The organism is Nostoc sp. DedQUE12b, assembly GCF_034530835.1.
Taxonomy (GTDB): Bacteria; Cyanobacteriota; Cyanobacteriia; order Cyanobacteriales; family Nostocaceae; genus Nostoc.
In genome coordinates, this window is sequence record NZ_JAVRCI010000016.1 from 35,886 (window position 1) to 51,000 (window position 15,115).

Consider the following 15,115-nt stretch of genomic DNA (forward strand, 5'->3'; position numbering starts at 1 on the left):
ATAGGAGAAAAACTGTGGAAACCAAATGGCTGGAATGGGCACAGAAGTTACAAGCGATCGCTCAAAGTGGTTTGACTTATTCTGACGGTGTTTATGATATAGAACGTTACAAACAATTACGAGCGATCGCCACGGAAATCATGGCGAGTTACTCAAATGTAGAACACAGCTATGTCCTCGATTTATTTAGCCGTGAACTCGGATATGCAACTCCCAAAGTTGACGTGCGAGGAGCAATTTTTCGTGACGATACTATATTGTTAGTCAAGGAGCGAGTAGACGGCTGCTGGACTTTACCTGGTGGATGGGCTGATGTTGGCGAGTCGCCCAGTGAGGCAGTTGTGAAAGAAGTATATGAAGAATCGGGATATCAAGCACGCGCTATCAAACTTTTAGCAGTCTATGACAGAAACAAACAGGGACATCCACCATTACCGTTTTATATCTACAAGTTGTTTTTTCACTGTGAACTTATTGGTGGTTCTCCATCATCAAGTATTGAAACTGAAGAAGTAGGTTTTTTTTCTGAAGGTGCGTTACCAGAACTTTCTCTCGGACGTGTGACACCAGCACAAATCAATCGACTTTTTCAACATTATCGCCAACCAAATTTACCGACAGACTTTGATTAGTAGCCCCTTCAATATTTAATATACTTGGCCAACTGTTTTAGGTAAGATGCTACTAAACAAATGTCCTATTTACACTAATTAACTATATAGTTTGCTACCAAAATAAATGCATAGCAATGACTCAAATTACTCAACAACAACCAATCCAGCACCACCCAAGACTCGGAATTGAAGTCCTGCGCGGTTGCAATCTTAACTGCCTCACAGAAATAGAGTCGCGTGAATTAAAAGAATCACTTTGGAAACATGGCGTTGTAGTCGTCAGACAACAACAGCTTACCGCACAACAATTAAAAGAATTTGCCAAGCAGACCTTTGGCGATTTTATGTTTGGTGGCCCTCCGAAAACATTAGATCCTGATATTAGTCCAGACTTACAAAGCCAATATGTTTATATATTGGGCAATCCTAAAGGGCCGGTTGCCGATCCAGCCGGGAAATATGCGTGGCAATGGCATCATGATAAAGATGGTCTCCCCCGTGCAGAGGGACTGGATATGAACGCGCTATATGTTGTGATGCTTTATGGAATACAAGTGCCGGAAGGTGTAGATGGGCAACCTCACACTACCGAATTCCTCGATATGGTAGAAGCGTATAATAACCTAGATCCTCAACATCAGCAGCAATTAGAGCAGATGTCGATGTATCACTCGCCACCAATGTTTTCTAAAAGTCCCAATGTAAAGACTGATACACCGAGGAAAGTGCATCCGATTGTGTCTACTCACAAAGTCACTGGTAAAAAGGGATTATATTTAGGTTCGGACACTGCGATCGCAGTTGGTATGGAAGATCGACCAGAAGAAGCAAAACGTTTCTGGGAGGATTTGTTTAGGACTGTTCTAGACTGTACGCCAGTCTACTCTCATGTTTGGCAGCCAGGAGATATTATTTTTTGGGACAATTCACAAGTGATGCACAGAGGTAGACCTTACGATCCAACGAAGCACCAGCGAATTGCGTTGCGTTTAGGTGTAGTGCAAACAGATTGAAAGACACTACTACCGCAAGGCGGAATTCAAAATTCAAAATTCAAAATTCAAAATTAATGCAGCATAAGCGTTTTGTTGATTTGAAATGGTATGTTTATTTCCGCCGTGTTGTACTACTACAATAGACCTCTTGCAAAAGTTGAATAGACCCCCCTTAATCCCCCCTTATAAAGGGGGGAAACTTGAAATATTGCCCCCTCCTCAACACATCGGGGAGGGTTGGGGAGGGGTATTCAAGGATTTTTGCAAGAGGTTTAATGTCTAAGCTAGTAATGAAAAGTTTGTAGTAAGCATTTTAGTGCTTAGAAAACTAAGGACTAAAGTCTTTACTACGAACTTACTTACCTATCAATTTAAACTTGAGAGACTACTAGCTAGACTTTAGAGGTTGTTTGAAAAGTATTTTACCTAGCTCCCCTTAAAAAAGTGGGAACGGGAATCAAAGTCCTCCAATATATTGAGGGATTTAGGGGTATCTATAACTTTTTATACCGACAATACGACTTTTCAAACATCCTCTAATAAAGGTGCAGCAATGAGAATAGCTAAAGTTTGACCACTAGAGAGCGAAACATTAACTATTACTATTTAGGTATACAAAAGTACTACTAGTGTACTCTCTCTCAAAGAACCTTCTAATAATGTCCATCCCAAACCTGATACTTTAATAAAGTATCGACTTAAATAAAATACCAATAATTAGACTAACTATTCCAGCAATCAAACCGGCACAAAAGAAGTAGAAAAACAATTCAAAACTTGCTTGAATATTTTGGGTATATCTGAAATAAAATATTGCCCAAATTGCTCCAAGCATTCCTAAAATAACTGTTGGAATCGTTACGATTACAATAATACTTTGAGTTTTCATTTATAATATATGTATAGTAGTATGAGCCGGAAAATTTTATAGTTAAACACATAACATAAAAGACGGAAATTCGACAAAAAACTAAAAAATACGCACGAATAGGATCTATAAACACGTATTTATCCAGAACGGATTATAAATAAAATCTGATAAAAATCAATCCTCCTAAAACTGCTCCCACAATAATGCCTATAATCCAGAAAATTGAAAGCCAAATAATCCAACTTGCGCCTTCAGAGGTAATAAAGAAATCACCTGAAAATTCTTCAGATACCCTCGAACCAACTAGATGACCAATAAAACCACCAATTATTCCACCAAGCAATCCTCCCAAAAATGAGTAGAAAAATAATTTGAGAGTTATTTGAATATTTTGGCTATACAGTAGATAAAATATTGCCCAGAGCGATCCTATGATTGCTGAGATTACTAATGGTTTTGTTATATAAAAAATTATCCATTTCATCACTTTTTTTGCGGTCTTAGCTATAAGTATTATTAAAAAAGGCACTATTAAACAAAGGAAATAAGCCTCAAAGTTAATTTAAATCTTCGACTTTTAACTATATACATTTTGAGATCCTTAACTCAGCACTACTGGGTCATTTTGTCCTTTCTTAGTCTAAACACCAATACTAGTACAGCGCGGCGGAAATCAAGCCACCATTTTAAACAAGCAAAAGCCTTGATATACAAACTTTTGACTTTTGACTTCCGCCTTGCGGTACTATGGCGTTGTCTCAGGAGTTGGTGTTGGTGTAGGTTCAGGTTCAGGTGTGGAGGTTTCTGTAGGCGTGGGTGTTTGCGTAGGTGTTGGCGTTGGCGTGGGAGTTGGTGCAGGTGTGGATGTTTCCGTGGGCGTGGGTGTTGGTGGTGGGGGAGCGATGGGATTTTCTGCTGTAATAGTGAGTTGATAATCTACTGGCTTTGTTGCTGTGGAAACCACGACAAACTCATAAAATCCATTTTCTGGTAATTTAGTTGACAAACTACGCTTGGTAGAATCTTCTAAAAATCGAATTTTGCCGGAGGGTGAATAGACTGATAACAAGACTTGGGAATTTGCTTCTAGGTTCAAGTCTAGAGATTGGTCTTTGGCAAGTCCAGCAATGAATACCTTACCACCACCAGGTTGGAGAGTACCGTTGACTGTTTTGCCAGTAGCCCCAGGATCGAAGACAAGTTTCTGGAAAGCTCTACCAGCAAGGATTGCACTGAGTCGATCGCTAACAAATCCATACCAAACTTGTCCAATGGGCTGACCTTGAAAACTTTTACCCCGCTGCTCAGGAAATACACTTAAAAAAGCAGTATCTCCCAAATCATATAAAGAACGACTACCAACGTTGATTTTGTTGACTTCTGCTTTCCAGCGATCGCGTTCAGCAGTTGTGTAAGTTCCCAGTTTTTGGCGGGCATTATTACTCAGTGGTGCAAGCTTTTCTAGTAATTCTGAAGCTGTTTTATCCCATTCTGCGCGCAAACTCTCATCTTCAGGGCCATTGCTGAGAGTACGTCCCCGTAAACTGGGATTTCTGTCCCAAAAAACTTGATTCACCAAGTTCACATAGAAGTTAGAGTCAATACCCAACTGTTCACGGCGATCGCTTAATCTTTCTTTGCGTTCCCTTTCTGCTGGCGAATATTGCGCTAAAGGATCGGTTGGTTGTTCGCTAGTTGGAACGGGACTGGCTGTAGGATTAGGATCGACTTGCCCAATATCTCGTCTGCCATTCAATCCCCACCAAATTAATCCCACACTACCAGCGACTAGCGCCGCCACCAGGAAGGTTTTTGTTGGCGTCCACCATGAGGAAGAGGGGGAAGATGAGGGATATGAAGGATATGGAGGGGTTGGGGAAGGTGGGGGAGGTGGAGAGACGGCGACGGTGGCGGATGTGGGTTGTGGTGGAGTGGGATATTGAGTTGGCGGATAGTTTGCTGGGGGTGAGTTGAGGGCTTGGAGTACTTGACGGGCTGATTGATAGCGATCGCTTGGTCTAGCAGATAGCATTTTATCTAATACTTGTGCCAAATCTTGACTCAGATTAACTTCCCGTCGCCATTGCCAACTGAGAGTATAGGTATCAATTAATTCTTGAGGTTGTTTCCCTGTCAGTAAAACCAACATTGTTGCAGCCAAAGCATACAAGTCGCTGTGGGGGGATACTAACCCAGTTTGCATTTGTTCTGGGGGCGCAAATCCGATTTTACCTAATAAGGTTGGTGCTGGTGGAGGCGCAACCATACCGGGTTGGTAATATTCGGAAGCTACAGTTGCTACTACTTGTTTAACACCGCCAAAATCAATTAAAACTGGCAGTCTGTCAACAGTCTGAAGCATTAAATTATCTGGAGAAATATCTCGATGAATTACTCCTAATGAGTGAATGTATTCCAACACTGGCAAAATTGAAAAGAATAATTGGCGTATTTCTACTTCTGTAAAGCGCAAACCCTGTTTTATTCGGGCATTTAATAAAGAATTGTAAGTTTCCCCTTCTACATAATCTTGCACCAAAAACAGATATTCTTTGCCCCCTAAATTCAGCCGCAGCAGTTCTCGGAAGCGGGGAATTTGGGGATGTTGCAGTTTATAAAGAACACTTGCTTCTCTCTCGAAGAGTTCTTCAGCTTTTTGGACAACGTAAGCGGTTTGAACTTGGGGGGAAAATTCTTTTAAAACACAAAGTTCGCGGAAACGGTTGACATCTTCAGCCAAATAAGTGCGTCCGAAGCCACCTTGGCCAATTTGACGCACGATCGCATAGCGATCGCCTAAAGTCATTCCTGGTTGTATACCATAACTCATGGGCGTATCCAACAAATTTTCGCCACACTGGAGACAAAAGCGGCTACCTGGGGAATTTTCATGTCCTTTAGAACAATAGATTGAATTCATTGGAAAGTTAGGAGTTAGGAGTTAGGAGTTAGGAGTTAATAGTAACAAGGAGTAGCGAGTAGCATTTTCCACTTGATTGAACTACACTACTCCGTGTATTAAACCGTGGTCTATAAAGAAAATTGCCCTAATTCATAACCCATAACTCCTAACTTATAACTTCTCACTCCTAACTTATCTTTGTACTTTACTGACTTGCTCGGCTGCGATCGCATACCAAATTTGACCAAAAGTCTGTTGATTGAGTTTCCTACGCTCCTGATCGGGAAACAAGCGATCGAATTTTTCATTTGTGTCTTTGGTCAACTGATCGATTGTATAGTTCCCAAACTGCCCCGATCGCGCTTCTCGTCTCCATGTATCGTAATCTTTTTGACTATAGTTCCCCAGTTTCCGACGAGCTGTTGTACTGAGGTTAGCCTGCTCTAGTTTATCCAATAAATTATCAGCCATATCAGACCATTCATCTCGTAACCCCGCATCTTCAGGTTTAGATGTCAGGCTACGTCCTTTTAATTCTGGTTTTTTTGTATAAAATAAATCATCTACTGTGCGAATAAAAAATCCTTCAGTAATTTCTAGCTCTTGACGACGACTGATAATTTTCTGGAGGTCGCTATTTTTTCCTTTGTCGCCGCCTGGTTTACCAGTTGGAAACTGTGGGATTTGCGGTAATGAAGGTAATGAAATTGATGGGATGGTGATTGAAGTTACCGCCCGAATAGCTGCATTTCCCGCCGCTAAAGTTAATCCAACTAACGCCGTTACCCCTAAACTCATCATAAAAGGGCGAATCCAAACAGGGAAAGTTATCGGTTTAGCAATCGCTTGCGTTTGCCTCTGGAATCTACTCACAACCGCACTGGCGTGTTGTCTTCCGGGAGCAACGACCATCGTCTTGATCTTGGTAGTAATATAATTACCTGGGGATTGAGTTGCAGTTGGCGATGGTAAATCTCTGAGGATTTGCTCGGCTCGATCATAGCGATCGCTCGGTCTATAAGCCAGCATCTTTTTTAACACCGCCTCTAGTTTGGGACTAACTCGGATTTCCTTTCCCCATCCCCAAATTCCCTGATAGCTGTCGTATAATTTTTGTGGTTCTTGACCTGTAAGTAACACCAGTGATGTCACCGCTAAAGAATATAAATCACTACTAAAAAATGCTTTGCCCTGCCGTAGCTGTTCTTCTGGAGCGTAGCCCTTTTTACCCAGCAAAGTGTTATTTCCAACCAACTTGGTGCGCCAAAAACCTTGAGAAGCTGGCAATTGCTTCACACCACCAAAATCAATTAGCACTGGCAGATTATCAGAACGCCGTAAAATTAGATTATCGGGAGAGATATCACGGTGAATTACATCCCGTGAGTGGATGTATGATAATACAGGTAAAATCTGTTGCAGGAGGGTGATTACTTCCTCTTCACTAAAGGTTTTTCCTTGACTTTGCCGCTGTTCTAATAACTGGTAATAATTATCACCATCTACATAATCTTGCACTAAAAAGAAAAAATCTTTAGTGCCTATCTTCACTTGTAGCGAGGTGTGAAAACGCGGAATCTGTCGATGCTGAAGTTTTTTTAGGACATTCGCTTCTCTTTCAAATAACTCTTTAGCTTTTTGTAAATCTTGATTTTCTTGTACTTGGGGTGCAAATTCCTTCAGCACACAGGTTTGACGGGATTTATTTATATCTTCCGCCAAATAGGTGCGTCCAAAGCCACCTTGTCCTAAATGACGGATAATTTGATAGCGATTATCCACAACCTGTCCCACAGCAAGAGGTAATGGTTCACCACAATGGGTGCAAAAGCGGTTACTACCATTATTTGTGTGTTGTTTACTGCAATAGAGCTGCATGATGCTGAAGGATAAATTAAGGTTTTATTGAATGACTACAACGCGCATACCCTCATTTTCGGATATTCTATCCAAAGGTTAGGAGCATTTGATGCTGTTAGCGTTAACGGGGCGTTTAGCCCGCGCGATTATTACTTTTTTACTCAGCACTCAGCACTCAGCACTCAGCACTGTTTAACGATGTTGGTTCTACTTCAGGATAAATAAGCAAGCGTCATGAACGGCAAATCAAGACAGCAGCAAGTAATTAAAGCATTTGAAGATTTTTTGTCTACCCCCCTAGAAACCATACTGCAAAGGCATCTCAACACTCAAACTTCGGCAGCTTTGAGTTTATTTCACGATGTGGCAGCTAATGTACCGGCCTACAAGGCTTTTTTAGCAGAAAGGGAAATTAATCCCGCCACTATTCAAACCTTAGAGGAGTTTCAAAAACTACCAGCGATCGCTAAACAAAATTATATACTGCGTTATCCCTTACCTGACTTGTGCCGTAACGGACAACTTCAAGAGTGCGATATGATAGCTGCGTCTTCCGGTTCCAGTGGTAAACCGACATTTTGGCCTCGTTTTTTCACAGATGAACTCCAAATCGCCACACGCTTTGAACAGATTTTTCACGATAGTTTCTATTCAGATAGCAGACGTACTATAGCAGTGATTTGTTTCACTTTAGGCACTTGGGTAGGTGGAATGTTTACTACTAATTGCTGTCGTTATCTTGCTAGCAAAGGTTATCCCATCACTGTAATTACTCCTGGTAACAATAAAGAAGAAATCTTGCGAGTTGTGCAGGAACTAGGTTCAGGCTTTGAGCAAGTGGTGTTATTGGGATATCCGCCATTTTTAAAAGATGTCATTGATACTGGTATCGCTCGTGGTGTGGAGTGGCAGCAATATCAGATTAAATTAGTGATGGCGGGAGAAGTATTTAGTGAAGAATGGCGAAGTTTAGTTGCCCAAAGAGTTGGTTCACAAAATCCTTGTTATGATTTTGCATCACTTTACGGTACTGCGGATGCAGGAGTTTTGGGTAATGAAACACCGTTAAGTATTTGTATCCGTCGCTTTTTAGCAGAAAATCCCGATGCAGCGAGAGCTTTATTTGGAGAATCGCGTTTACCCACACTAGTACAATACGATCCTTTCACTCGCTTTTTTGAAGTTCAAGATGGCGGATTGCTGTTTTCGGGAGATAACGGTATTCCCTTAGTACGTTATGACATTTTAGATACTGGCGGAATAATTAGTTATGACGCTATGCTGCAATTTTTAGCAGAATGGGGATTTGATGCTGTTGCAGCGTTACAGAATGAGAGTCACAATTCAGAATTCAACACTCCAAACTCAGCACGGGCTAAACGCCCCGCTTCCGCTAACAGCACTCAGCACTCGCTTAGAGGTATTCATCAGCTACCTTTTGTTTATGTCTTCGGCCGTTCTAACTTTACAGTTTCTTACTTTGGTGCAAATATCTATCCCGAAAATGTGACGGTGGGATTAGAGCAACCAGGAATTCAAGAATGGGTGACGGGTAAATTTGTGTTGCAGGTGAAGGAAGATGCTGACAAAAACCGATTTTTATCTGTAGTTGTGGAATTAGCAGTAGGAGTAGAGGGTAGTGAAGATCGAAGAGAAGCGATCGCATCTTCTATTCTTTCACAACTGCTACGCCTAAATAGCGAGTTTGCTAATTATGTTCCCGTAGAATATCAAACACCACAAATTATATTAGCCCCAATGGGTGATTTTGAATATTTCCCCATTGGGGTGAAACATCGTTATACCCGTCAATAAAGTTTGGTTTCGCTTTCATCTCCAAAAAGCTGCCCGATTAGCGCTCAAACTGGATGGAAGTAGAAGGCAGCACCCAGTACAGCATAGGTTGCTAGCAGCAACATCCCCTCTAACCAGTTAGAGCGACCATCCAAACTAATTAAGTTGGCAATCACCACTGCAATGATCACTGCAACAACCTCAAACAAGTTAAAGTTTAAATCCATTGGTTGTCCAATTACCTGCCCAACTAGCACAAGGATGGGTGCAACCAACAAAGCAACTAGTAGACTCGATCCCATTGCTACAGATACTGACAAATCCATATTGTTCTTAATCGCTACTCGGACAGCAGTTACATATTCGGCTGCACCTCCAACTAGTGGTAATAAAATTACTCCGGTAAACAAAGGTGTCAATCCTAGTCCTTTTGTTGCTTCTTCAACTGCACCGACAAAAATCTCCGACACGAACGCTATACCAATGGTTGCCACAAGCAAAACACCAACCCAAAGGCTCAAGTTTGGCTTTGAATGTTTATCTGGCTCTGTGGTGGCCTCGTGTTCAGAAACACCTTCTAGTTCTACAACCCCAACATCGTAGAGGTAGCTGTGAGTCTTCAAGGAGAATAACAGTGTAAAACCATAAACTACAATTAAAATGACTGCTACAAAAATCGACAGATTAGTAATAGCGCTTTGCTCGACGACATTAGATGTAGTGATTACCATTGCAGGTAGGACAATTGCAGTTACTGCTAGTGTCATTGTCGAACCATTGACTCGCGCTGCCATTGGCTGAAAAGTCTGCTCCTTATAGCGTAACCCTCCCAGCAACATAGATAGCCCCATTACCAGCAGTAAATTACTGATAATTGTTCCTGTAATGCTGGCTTTAACAATATCTACCAAGCCTGCTTTGAGAGCTACTAGAGCAATAATTAGCTCTGTTGCATTACCGAAGACTGCATTTAACAAGCCTCCGATAGAAGGCCCTAAAACCACAGCAATTTCTTCTGTCGCCTGACTCAGCCAAACTGCTAACGGAATAATTGCAACTGCTGAAAGTCCAAATACTATTAATGCATCCCATTCTAACTTTTCTGCCACAATAGCAATGGGAACGAAAATTAGCAGACCTATTGAAATTAGATTTTTAGTTTGTATATTTTTGAGTGCGGTTGGCATAAGTATATAAGTCTAATAATGATAGCTATCGTTCAATTCATTGAAATAATTGCACAATATAAGCAATTTTCCTTGTCTGTAACACTTTCTAAAGAACTTACAGTAGATAAATTTCTTCCTCAAGAATTTTATCTGCTGCGAAAAACTTTGCTAACTGGCTAAAGATGGATGAGGCTGGTAAATAAATTAATCCCTTTGACTGCTGTAATTGCTACTTATTACAATTAACGCTCTTCCATGACTCTTAGAGGATGTTTTATAAGTCGTAATTTCAAATATTTTTACCCCTCCCTAACCCTCCCCGTATGTATTGGGGAGGGAACCGGATTTTTCTTGTTTCCCCCCAATGCATCGGGGGGACTAAGGGGGGTAACAACGCAATTAAAATCACAATCTTCTTAGGAGAGCGTTAGGGATTTCCAAGAAATAAATTATCCAAATAAACTAACCGCAGAGACGCAGAGAACGCAGAGAGAGGATAAATAGAGAAGATTTTTGCGTCAGTTTTGGGATGTTTTTTATTTGGAAGTCTTTTAATTAACTCATCACGGCGATCGCAAAAACGATGCCTGCGGTGGTAACAGAGCTTTGTCGAAGTGCGGGCTACGCCTACGCATTCCCATTCTGTTTACAATATCTGTTTTATTAGAGGCGATCGCATACCCTGGATTGCGGAAAGATCAAACGCGATAGATTTACGAGACGCCTACGAGATGCGATGAATCGCGTCTTTACAAGGGATTGTAGCTTCCAGATTTCGCTAATGTTTTGGCTGGAGGAAGTATTTTTCTTTCCTACTCTCCAGTTTTCACTTTCTCTTGTTGATGCCAAGCTTGGTAAAAAGCTGGGTAGGGCATACTTTGGGCGCACTTCCAGATGAGGGAGTAGCAATCATTGAACCTGTTAAAGTCATTTTTGTAAGTTTCAGGTGATAAGTAATCCTTCAACGCTGTAACAAGACTTGGCATCTGTTCCTCTGCCATAATTTGCCGTAAGGTATTTGATGCTAGCCATCGGGTATTATCATCCACCTGTGGGTTGCAAATTAACTCAACCAAGGCATCAATTGCTTTTTCGTTGCCAGAGCCAATTTTCCCTAAGCTTTCTGCTGCTCGCCATCAGGTATGATCATCGAGCTGTGAATTGCTGATTAACTCCACCAAGGCAGCAATTGCTTTTTCGTTGCCAGAGCCAATTTTCCCTAAGACTTGTGCGGCTTGGATTCTGGTATAGAACCCATTTGGGATCTTGGAAGAACGGGTAAAATGAGAAATAAATGCCGTACTCCAGCAGCTTAATCGACAAAGAGTGGGCAATCATTGAACCACTATTGCCGCAGAAAAAGCAAACCAGACCACCAAAGTGGACAAAGCGACAAATCTTAGATGGTATCTTCTATCAACTCAAGAATGGGGAACATTGCCTCATGCGACTGCCAAGCTCAATCTATGTTTTATCAGACTCATGCTTAAGCGGTTAGCTCAGGCATAGATATCAAATGGGTTCTATATATCCTTGGACTCCATAAACCTGTCAGTTCACAGATAAGGGCACTCTACTGCCGAGGCAAGGTCGGATCAAGTTATCCGGAAACTTCTCAACGTCTCCCCTCTATCAGGTTTCTGCGATGCGATCTGCTTTGCAGCAACGCTTCGTGATCGCTTTCAGCCCCGAATCATCCCTACTCAATCTTCCAATTAGGCGTATAACCAGAAGTAACTTGGCTATACATTTGCAAGACCGATGCAGAAATACGTCCTGAGAGTTTTGCGATCGCCCATAGCGCTCTTGTAAAATCATTTTCAATTGTTGAGAATTCGCTCCAGGAAAAAGTTTATGGCAGATATGTCCGGTCAAGACCCCTCGGAAATCACAATGGCAACGGTTGATGAAGAACGAAAAGGCGCAACTTTCAGCGGTACGGTCATCCTTGGTATAGATCCTGAGGGTGGGGAAGTCGTTTTCTTTAGAGACTTTTTAATTGAAGATTATAAAGGCGAACTTACCGCAAATCTTGCAACAGATGGCGATATAAGGAAAAGCATTGATTTAGGCGAACTCGATCATAAAAGCCCCAGTTTTAGGCTGCCAATTCCGCTGGGAACGGATACATTACCCTACAATACAGTCGTGTTGAGCGACAAAAAAAGCAAGAAAAAAATCCTGACGATCAATCTATAAAATTTGTAACTTAGCTCGTAGTTCAGCCAAATTCGATTGCCCTCCTGTATAGATCTCAAATGGGTTCTATAATCATCCACATGTGGTTTGCAGATTAACTCCACCAAAGCAGCGATCGCTTTTTCGTTGCCAGAGCCAATTTTCCCTAAGCTTTCTGCCGCTAGCCTTCGGGTATAATCATCCTGTTGTGGTTTGCCGATTAACTCCACCAAAGCAGCGATCGCCGTAGAGTTGCCAAGTGCTACACAACAGCGCTAACCGCAAAGGATTTTTAACTAAATCTTGGATGCGCTGACGTTCAGCTTGATTTAATTCCCTCCATAATTGTTCCCCTTTGTTACTCCCCCTCTCCTTAATAAGGAGAGGGGGCTGGGGGGTGAGGTTCCAAGGTTGAAACCAACGCCCAATAAACTCTTGCACTTGTTGCAGATATTCAAAATTGAGTAACCGATACGTCTCGAAATCTGCTAAAGCGCCAGCGTTTGCTTCCCAAACATTCACCCCACAAGTCAGCACAACCCGCGCATTTTTCACCCATCCCGTCAACTGCTGCGAAATCTCAGTTAATGGTTGGGGTGAAGACATTTCATCTGCTGCATCCAACAACAACCACACACGATTATTCTTGAATAAATCTGCAAAAGCGTTTTCCTGTTCTTCTGTTACACGCACTACTTCTAAAGCATTCTTCAGCCAATCTTGCAGCAGATAATTTTCTACACTCTTTCCTTGCAAGTCTGCCAAAGAAATCCAAATTGGTAAACCCAGATTGTTGTTTAATATCCAGAAAGCTATAGTTTGCAACTGAGTAGTTTTTCCTGCACCCGGTTCCCCAAGCCGCAAAAGCTGACGATACAAGCATTATAGACGCTGCGTGGGGGATGTGTCTGGGGAAATACCCAAAAAAATAATTGACCTTGTAAACCCAAAAACAAGGTGAATTCAGATGTCAGCTAAAAAACCTAGTAAGAGTGCAAGTCAAAGAGCGATGTCTACGACGGGCTACGCCTACGCTTTCTTGCTAATTTTGCAAACAATGCTAATTGGCGTAAATGCCGAAAACCGTCTTCAGCAAGGAGATTCACCAATCGAGGTTTTAATCTGGATGATTAACCAGTATATCCCAGTCCTGAAACAAGCCAGCAGCTTGCAAGACAAGCAGAAAAAGAGCCTGTTACCCGACATCGCCATTCTGAGGATCAATAATATCATAAGCTCCTTTTTGCTCGGTCGAATTACCCCCCTTAATCCCTCGATGCATTGGGGGGAAACAAGAAATCCAGTTTCCTCCCCTTTACAAGGCTACCGTGTACACACAAGTCAAATTACCCCCCGCAATCCCCCCTTGTAAAGCTATCCATTATAAACATCTTTCTTAATAAGAGGATTGACAAAAAAGAGTAGTTGTGTGGGAGGGGCTGTAGGCAAAAAAATCACCAGTGAGTGGCAAAAATGGGCATGAGAATCAACAGAGTTTGAAAAAGTCAAATTTTCGCATGGCAACCTTAGTGTAAAAAACTAATTATCGGCAGTGGAAAAAGGAAAACACCGCACAAACAGAATACAAGATGGAGTAATAATTAACTATCAAAAGACTGGCAAAGCAGCCAACCCTCAACTAGATCATGTAATCGACTCAATCCACGCCAGAGAACTTTTACACCTAAAGAGCCATCGCTTTTGCGACCTAAAAACCCACCAAGTCGAGCAATCCAATTGACCACTTGAGCGAGAGCAGGTGGTGTAGTATAAGGATAAAGTTGATGATGAATAGTGGTATAGAGGACTTGCCACTCATGAGCTGCTAAAACTAGTTCACAACTAGCATCAGGCTGGAAACGAGCTAAGTAAGTCAGCCACAGCAAACGCCAAGCAACGAAGTTCTTCTTCATTTCTTGACCACACATCTTGCTCGATGATGCCCAATGGTATTCCCTGTGCAGAGACAGTGAAGACTGAGTGGACTTTTAACCCTTTGGCATATTTACTATCGAGATATCCTGTTCCCGATAGAGCTTTGTGGCTAGTGTAGTTAAGTTCTGTGGTATCTTGTATTGCCAAAACTACTTTATGCTGGATAATTCGCTCTACTGTCGCATCGATATGTCCTTGTCTAATCATAGATGGTTTGATGTACGGTGAATCCCAGAAGTCATAGGTGGCTTTCGTTTGTGCCCATGTTTCACTTGCTTGCGGAACACTAGCTTCAGGTTTAGCACTTAAATTTTCGACTATTTTGATTAACCGTTTGGTTCTTCTGCTGTCACCTAATTTGGTTCTTTCTAGTTCCTGTGTGATCCATTGTTCCATTTGCTGACTTTGCGATGCTTCCGGGTCTTCCTCTAGACAACACACAATCTCTGGCTTTTGTCAAACTTTCTGTTAAGAAAGATGTTTATAATGGATAGGTTTTTAAGGGGGATTCGGGGGGATCTAAAACTGCGTAAAGTCACAGCGAAACACTTTTTAAACAACCTCTAACAAAAAAATAGTATTACCTGTACTTGTCAAGATTTTGTCAATCTAACTCCTGAATTCTGATTTCTGAATTCTTCTTCAAATCAACAGTTTTCTCCTGATGTTTCACATGCACCAATACTCACCCAGGTGCTAGAACCATCTTGCCAATGTTCTTTCTTCCAAATCAGTGTACGTTTCCGTGTTTAATACTCGCTAAAGGCGGAGGAAGAAGCGATTTTCAGCACAGTAAA

At 41.7% G+C, this 15,115-nt stretch carries 15 protein-coding genes and 3 pseudogenes; 6 read left to right on the forward strand and 12 right to left on the reverse strand.

The annotated features are described in order from the left end of the window. Nucleotides 1–14 precede the first annotated feature (14 nt). Together RMY16_RS10845 and RMY16_RS10850 are read left to right on the forward strand one after the other, a co-directional pair. Nucleotides 15–632 (forward strand): NUDIX hydrolase, encoded by a 618-nt coding sequence (locus RMY16_RS10845; protein WP_322736357.1) that lies wholly within the window; start codon nucleotides 15–17, stop codon nucleotides 630–632. 116 nt (nucleotides 633–748) lie between these two features. Beyond that, entirely contained in the window at nucleotides 749–1,627 is an 879-nt protein-coding gene (locus tag RMY16_RS10850; RefSeq protein ID WP_322736358.1) for a TauD/TfdA family dioxygenase, read from the forward strand. A gap of 664 nt (nucleotides 1,628–2,291) precedes the next feature. On the opposite strand, the gene RMY16_RS10855 is transcribed toward RMY16_RS10850, so the two are convergent. From RMY16_RS10855 to RMY16_RS10870, 4 genes are all read right to left on the reverse strand, one after another. Further along, nucleotides 2,292–2,498, reverse strand: coding sequence for a hypothetical protein (locus tag RMY16_RS10855; RefSeq protein WP_322669127.1), 207 nt, complete (start codon nucleotides 2,496–2,498; stop codon nucleotides 2,292–2,294). 133 nt (nucleotides 2,499–2,631) lie between these two features. Next, nucleotides 2,632–3,009, reverse strand: a complete 378-nt coding sequence (locus RMY16_RS10860) for a hypothetical protein (protein ID WP_322736359.1) — start codon at nucleotides 3,007–3,009, stop codon at nucleotides 2,632–2,634. A 216-nt stretch (nucleotides 3,010–3,225) separates the two neighbouring features. After that, entirely contained in the window at nucleotides 3,226–5,400 is a 2,175-nt protein-coding gene (locus RMY16_RS10865) for a serine/threonine-protein kinase (RefSeq protein WP_322736360.1), read from the reverse strand. A gap of 174 nt (nucleotides 5,401–5,574) precedes the next feature. Then, nucleotides 5,575–7,260, reverse strand: a complete 1,686-nt coding sequence (locus RMY16_RS10870; protein WP_322736361.1) for a serine/threonine-protein kinase — start codon at nucleotides 7,258–7,260, stop codon at nucleotides 5,575–5,577. 216 nt (nucleotides 7,261–7,476) lie between these two features. Between RMY16_RS10870 and RMY16_RS10875 the strand changes: the two genes are divergently transcribed. Further along, entirely contained in the window at nucleotides 7,477–9,057 is a 1,581-nt protein-coding gene (locus RMY16_RS10875) for a phenylacetate--CoA ligase family protein (protein WP_322736362.1), read from the forward strand. Nucleotides 9,058–9,101: 44 nt separating this feature from the next. Here RMY16_RS10875 and cax read toward each other — a convergent pair whose 3' ends face one another. The 3 genes and pseudogenes from cax to RMY16_RS33005 all read right to left on the reverse strand — a co-directional run. Further along, a complete protein-coding gene (cax, locus tag RMY16_RS10880) occupies nucleotides 9,102–10,223 on the reverse strand; it encodes a calcium/proton exchanger (RefSeq protein ID WP_322736363.1) in 1,122 nt (373 codons plus the stop codon). A 794-nt stretch (nucleotides 10,224–11,017) separates the two neighbouring features. Then, complete coding sequence (locus RMY16_RS10885) at nucleotides 11,018–11,254, reverse strand: hypothetical protein (protein ID WP_322736364.1); 237 nt, start codon at nucleotides 11,252–11,254, stop codon at nucleotides 11,018–11,020. A 21-nt stretch (nucleotides 11,255–11,275) separates the two neighbouring features. Then, nucleotides 11,276–11,335 (reverse strand): annotated as a pseudogene (locus RMY16_RS33005) (hypothetical protein); the annotation flags it as partial. Between the two features lie 164 nt (nucleotides 11,336–11,499). On the opposite strand from RMY16_RS33005, the gene RMY16_RS10890 reads away from it, so the two are divergent. Beyond that, nucleotides 11,500–11,703 carry a transposase gene (locus RMY16_RS10890; RefSeq protein WP_322736365.1) on the forward strand — a complete coding sequence of 68 codons (204 nt, stop codon included), beginning with the start codon at nucleotides 11,500–11,502 and terminating at the stop codon, nucleotides 11,701–11,703. 134 nt (nucleotides 11,704–11,837) lie between these two features. Here the strand turns inward: RMY16_RS10890 and RMY16_RS10895 are convergent, their stop codons facing one another. After that, the gene (locus tag RMY16_RS10895) at nucleotides 11,838–12,023 is read right to left on the reverse strand and encodes a hypothetical protein (RefSeq protein WP_322736366.1); all 186 of its coding nucleotides are present in this window, start codon (nucleotides 12,021–12,023) and stop codon (nucleotides 11,838–11,840) included. Nucleotides 12,024–12,059: 36 nt separating this feature from the next. Between RMY16_RS10895 and RMY16_RS10900 the strand changes: the two genes are divergently transcribed. Beyond that, nucleotides 12,060–12,404, forward strand: a complete 345-nt coding sequence (locus RMY16_RS10900; protein ID WP_322736367.1) for a hypothetical protein — start codon at nucleotides 12,060–12,062, stop codon at nucleotides 12,402–12,404. Here the strand turns inward: RMY16_RS10900 and RMY16_RS33010 are convergent. Continuing rightward, nucleotides 12,341–12,613 carry a HEAT repeat domain-containing protein gene (locus RMY16_RS33010; protein ID WP_416211660.1) on the reverse strand — a complete coding sequence of 91 codons (273 nt, stop codon included), beginning with the start codon at nucleotides 12,611–12,613 and terminating at the stop codon, nucleotides 12,341–12,343. The genes RMY16_RS10900 and RMY16_RS33010 overlap by 64 nt on opposite strands. Continuing rightward, nucleotides 12,582–13,262, reverse strand: a complete 681-nt coding sequence (locus RMY16_RS10905; protein ID WP_322736368.1) for an NACHT domain-containing protein — start codon at nucleotides 13,260–13,262, stop codon at nucleotides 12,582–12,584. The genes RMY16_RS33010 and RMY16_RS10905 overlap by 32 nt, the downstream gene beginning before the upstream one ends. 88 nt (nucleotides 13,263–13,350) lie before the next feature. On the opposite strand from RMY16_RS10905, the gene RMY16_RS10910 reads away from it, so the two are divergent. After that, nucleotides 13,351–13,755 carry a hypothetical protein gene (locus RMY16_RS10910; protein WP_322736369.1) on the forward strand — a complete coding sequence of 135 codons (405 nt, stop codon included), beginning with the start codon at nucleotides 13,351–13,353 and terminating at the stop codon, nucleotides 13,753–13,755. 229 nt (nucleotides 13,756–13,984) lie between these two features. Here the strand turns inward: RMY16_RS10910 and RMY16_RS10915 are convergent. Both RMY16_RS10915 and RMY16_RS10920 read right to left on the reverse strand, forming a co-directional pair. After that, a pseudogene (locus RMY16_RS10915) lies at nucleotides 13,985–14,714 on the reverse strand (transposase DNA-binding-containing protein). A 251-nt stretch (nucleotides 14,715–14,965) separates the two neighbouring features. Continuing rightward, nucleotides 14,966–15,049: pseudogene (locus tag RMY16_RS10920) on the reverse strand (molybdenum cofactor biosynthesis protein MoaE); the annotation flags it as partial. Between the last annotated feature and the right edge of the window lie 66 nt (nucleotides 15,050–15,115).

Coding starts and splice junctions, on each gene's coding strand:
- RMY16_RS10850 (WP_322736358.1), top strand. CDS start 749: ATGACTCAAATTACTCAACAACAACCAATCCAGCACCACCCAAGACTC.
- RMY16_RS10855 (WP_322669127.1), bottom strand. CDS start 2,498: ATGAAAACTCAAAGTATTATTGTAATCGTAACGATTCCAACAGTTATT.
- RMY16_RS10865 (WP_322736360.1), bottom strand. CDS start 5,400: ATGAATTCAATCTATTGTTCTAAAGGACATGAAAATTCCCCAGGTAGC.
- RMY16_RS10870 (WP_322736361.1), bottom strand. CDS start 7,260: ATGCAGCTCTATTGCAGTAAACAACACACAAATAATGGTAGTAACCGC.
- RMY16_RS10875 (WP_322736362.1), top strand. CDS start 7,477: ATGAACGGCAAATCAAGACAGCAGCAAGTAATTAAAGCATTTGAAGAT.
- cax (WP_322736363.1), bottom strand. CDS start 10,223: ATGCCAACCGCACTCAAAAATATACAAACTAAAAATCTAATTTCAATA.
- RMY16_RS10890 (WP_322736365.1), top strand. CDS start 11,500: ATGCCGTACTCCAGCAGCTTAATCGACAAAGAGTGGGCAATCATTGAA.
- RMY16_RS10895 (WP_322736366.1), bottom strand. CDS start 12,023: ATGATTTTACAAGAGCGCTATGGGCGATCGCAAAACTCTCAGGACGTA.
- RMY16_RS10900 (WP_322736367.1), top strand. CDS start 12,060: ATGGCAGATATGTCCGGTCAAGACCCCTCGGAAATCACAATGGCAACG.
- RMY16_RS10910 (WP_322736369.1), top strand. CDS start 13,351: ATGTCAGCTAAAAAACCTAGTAAGAGTGCAAGTCAAAGAGCGATGTCT.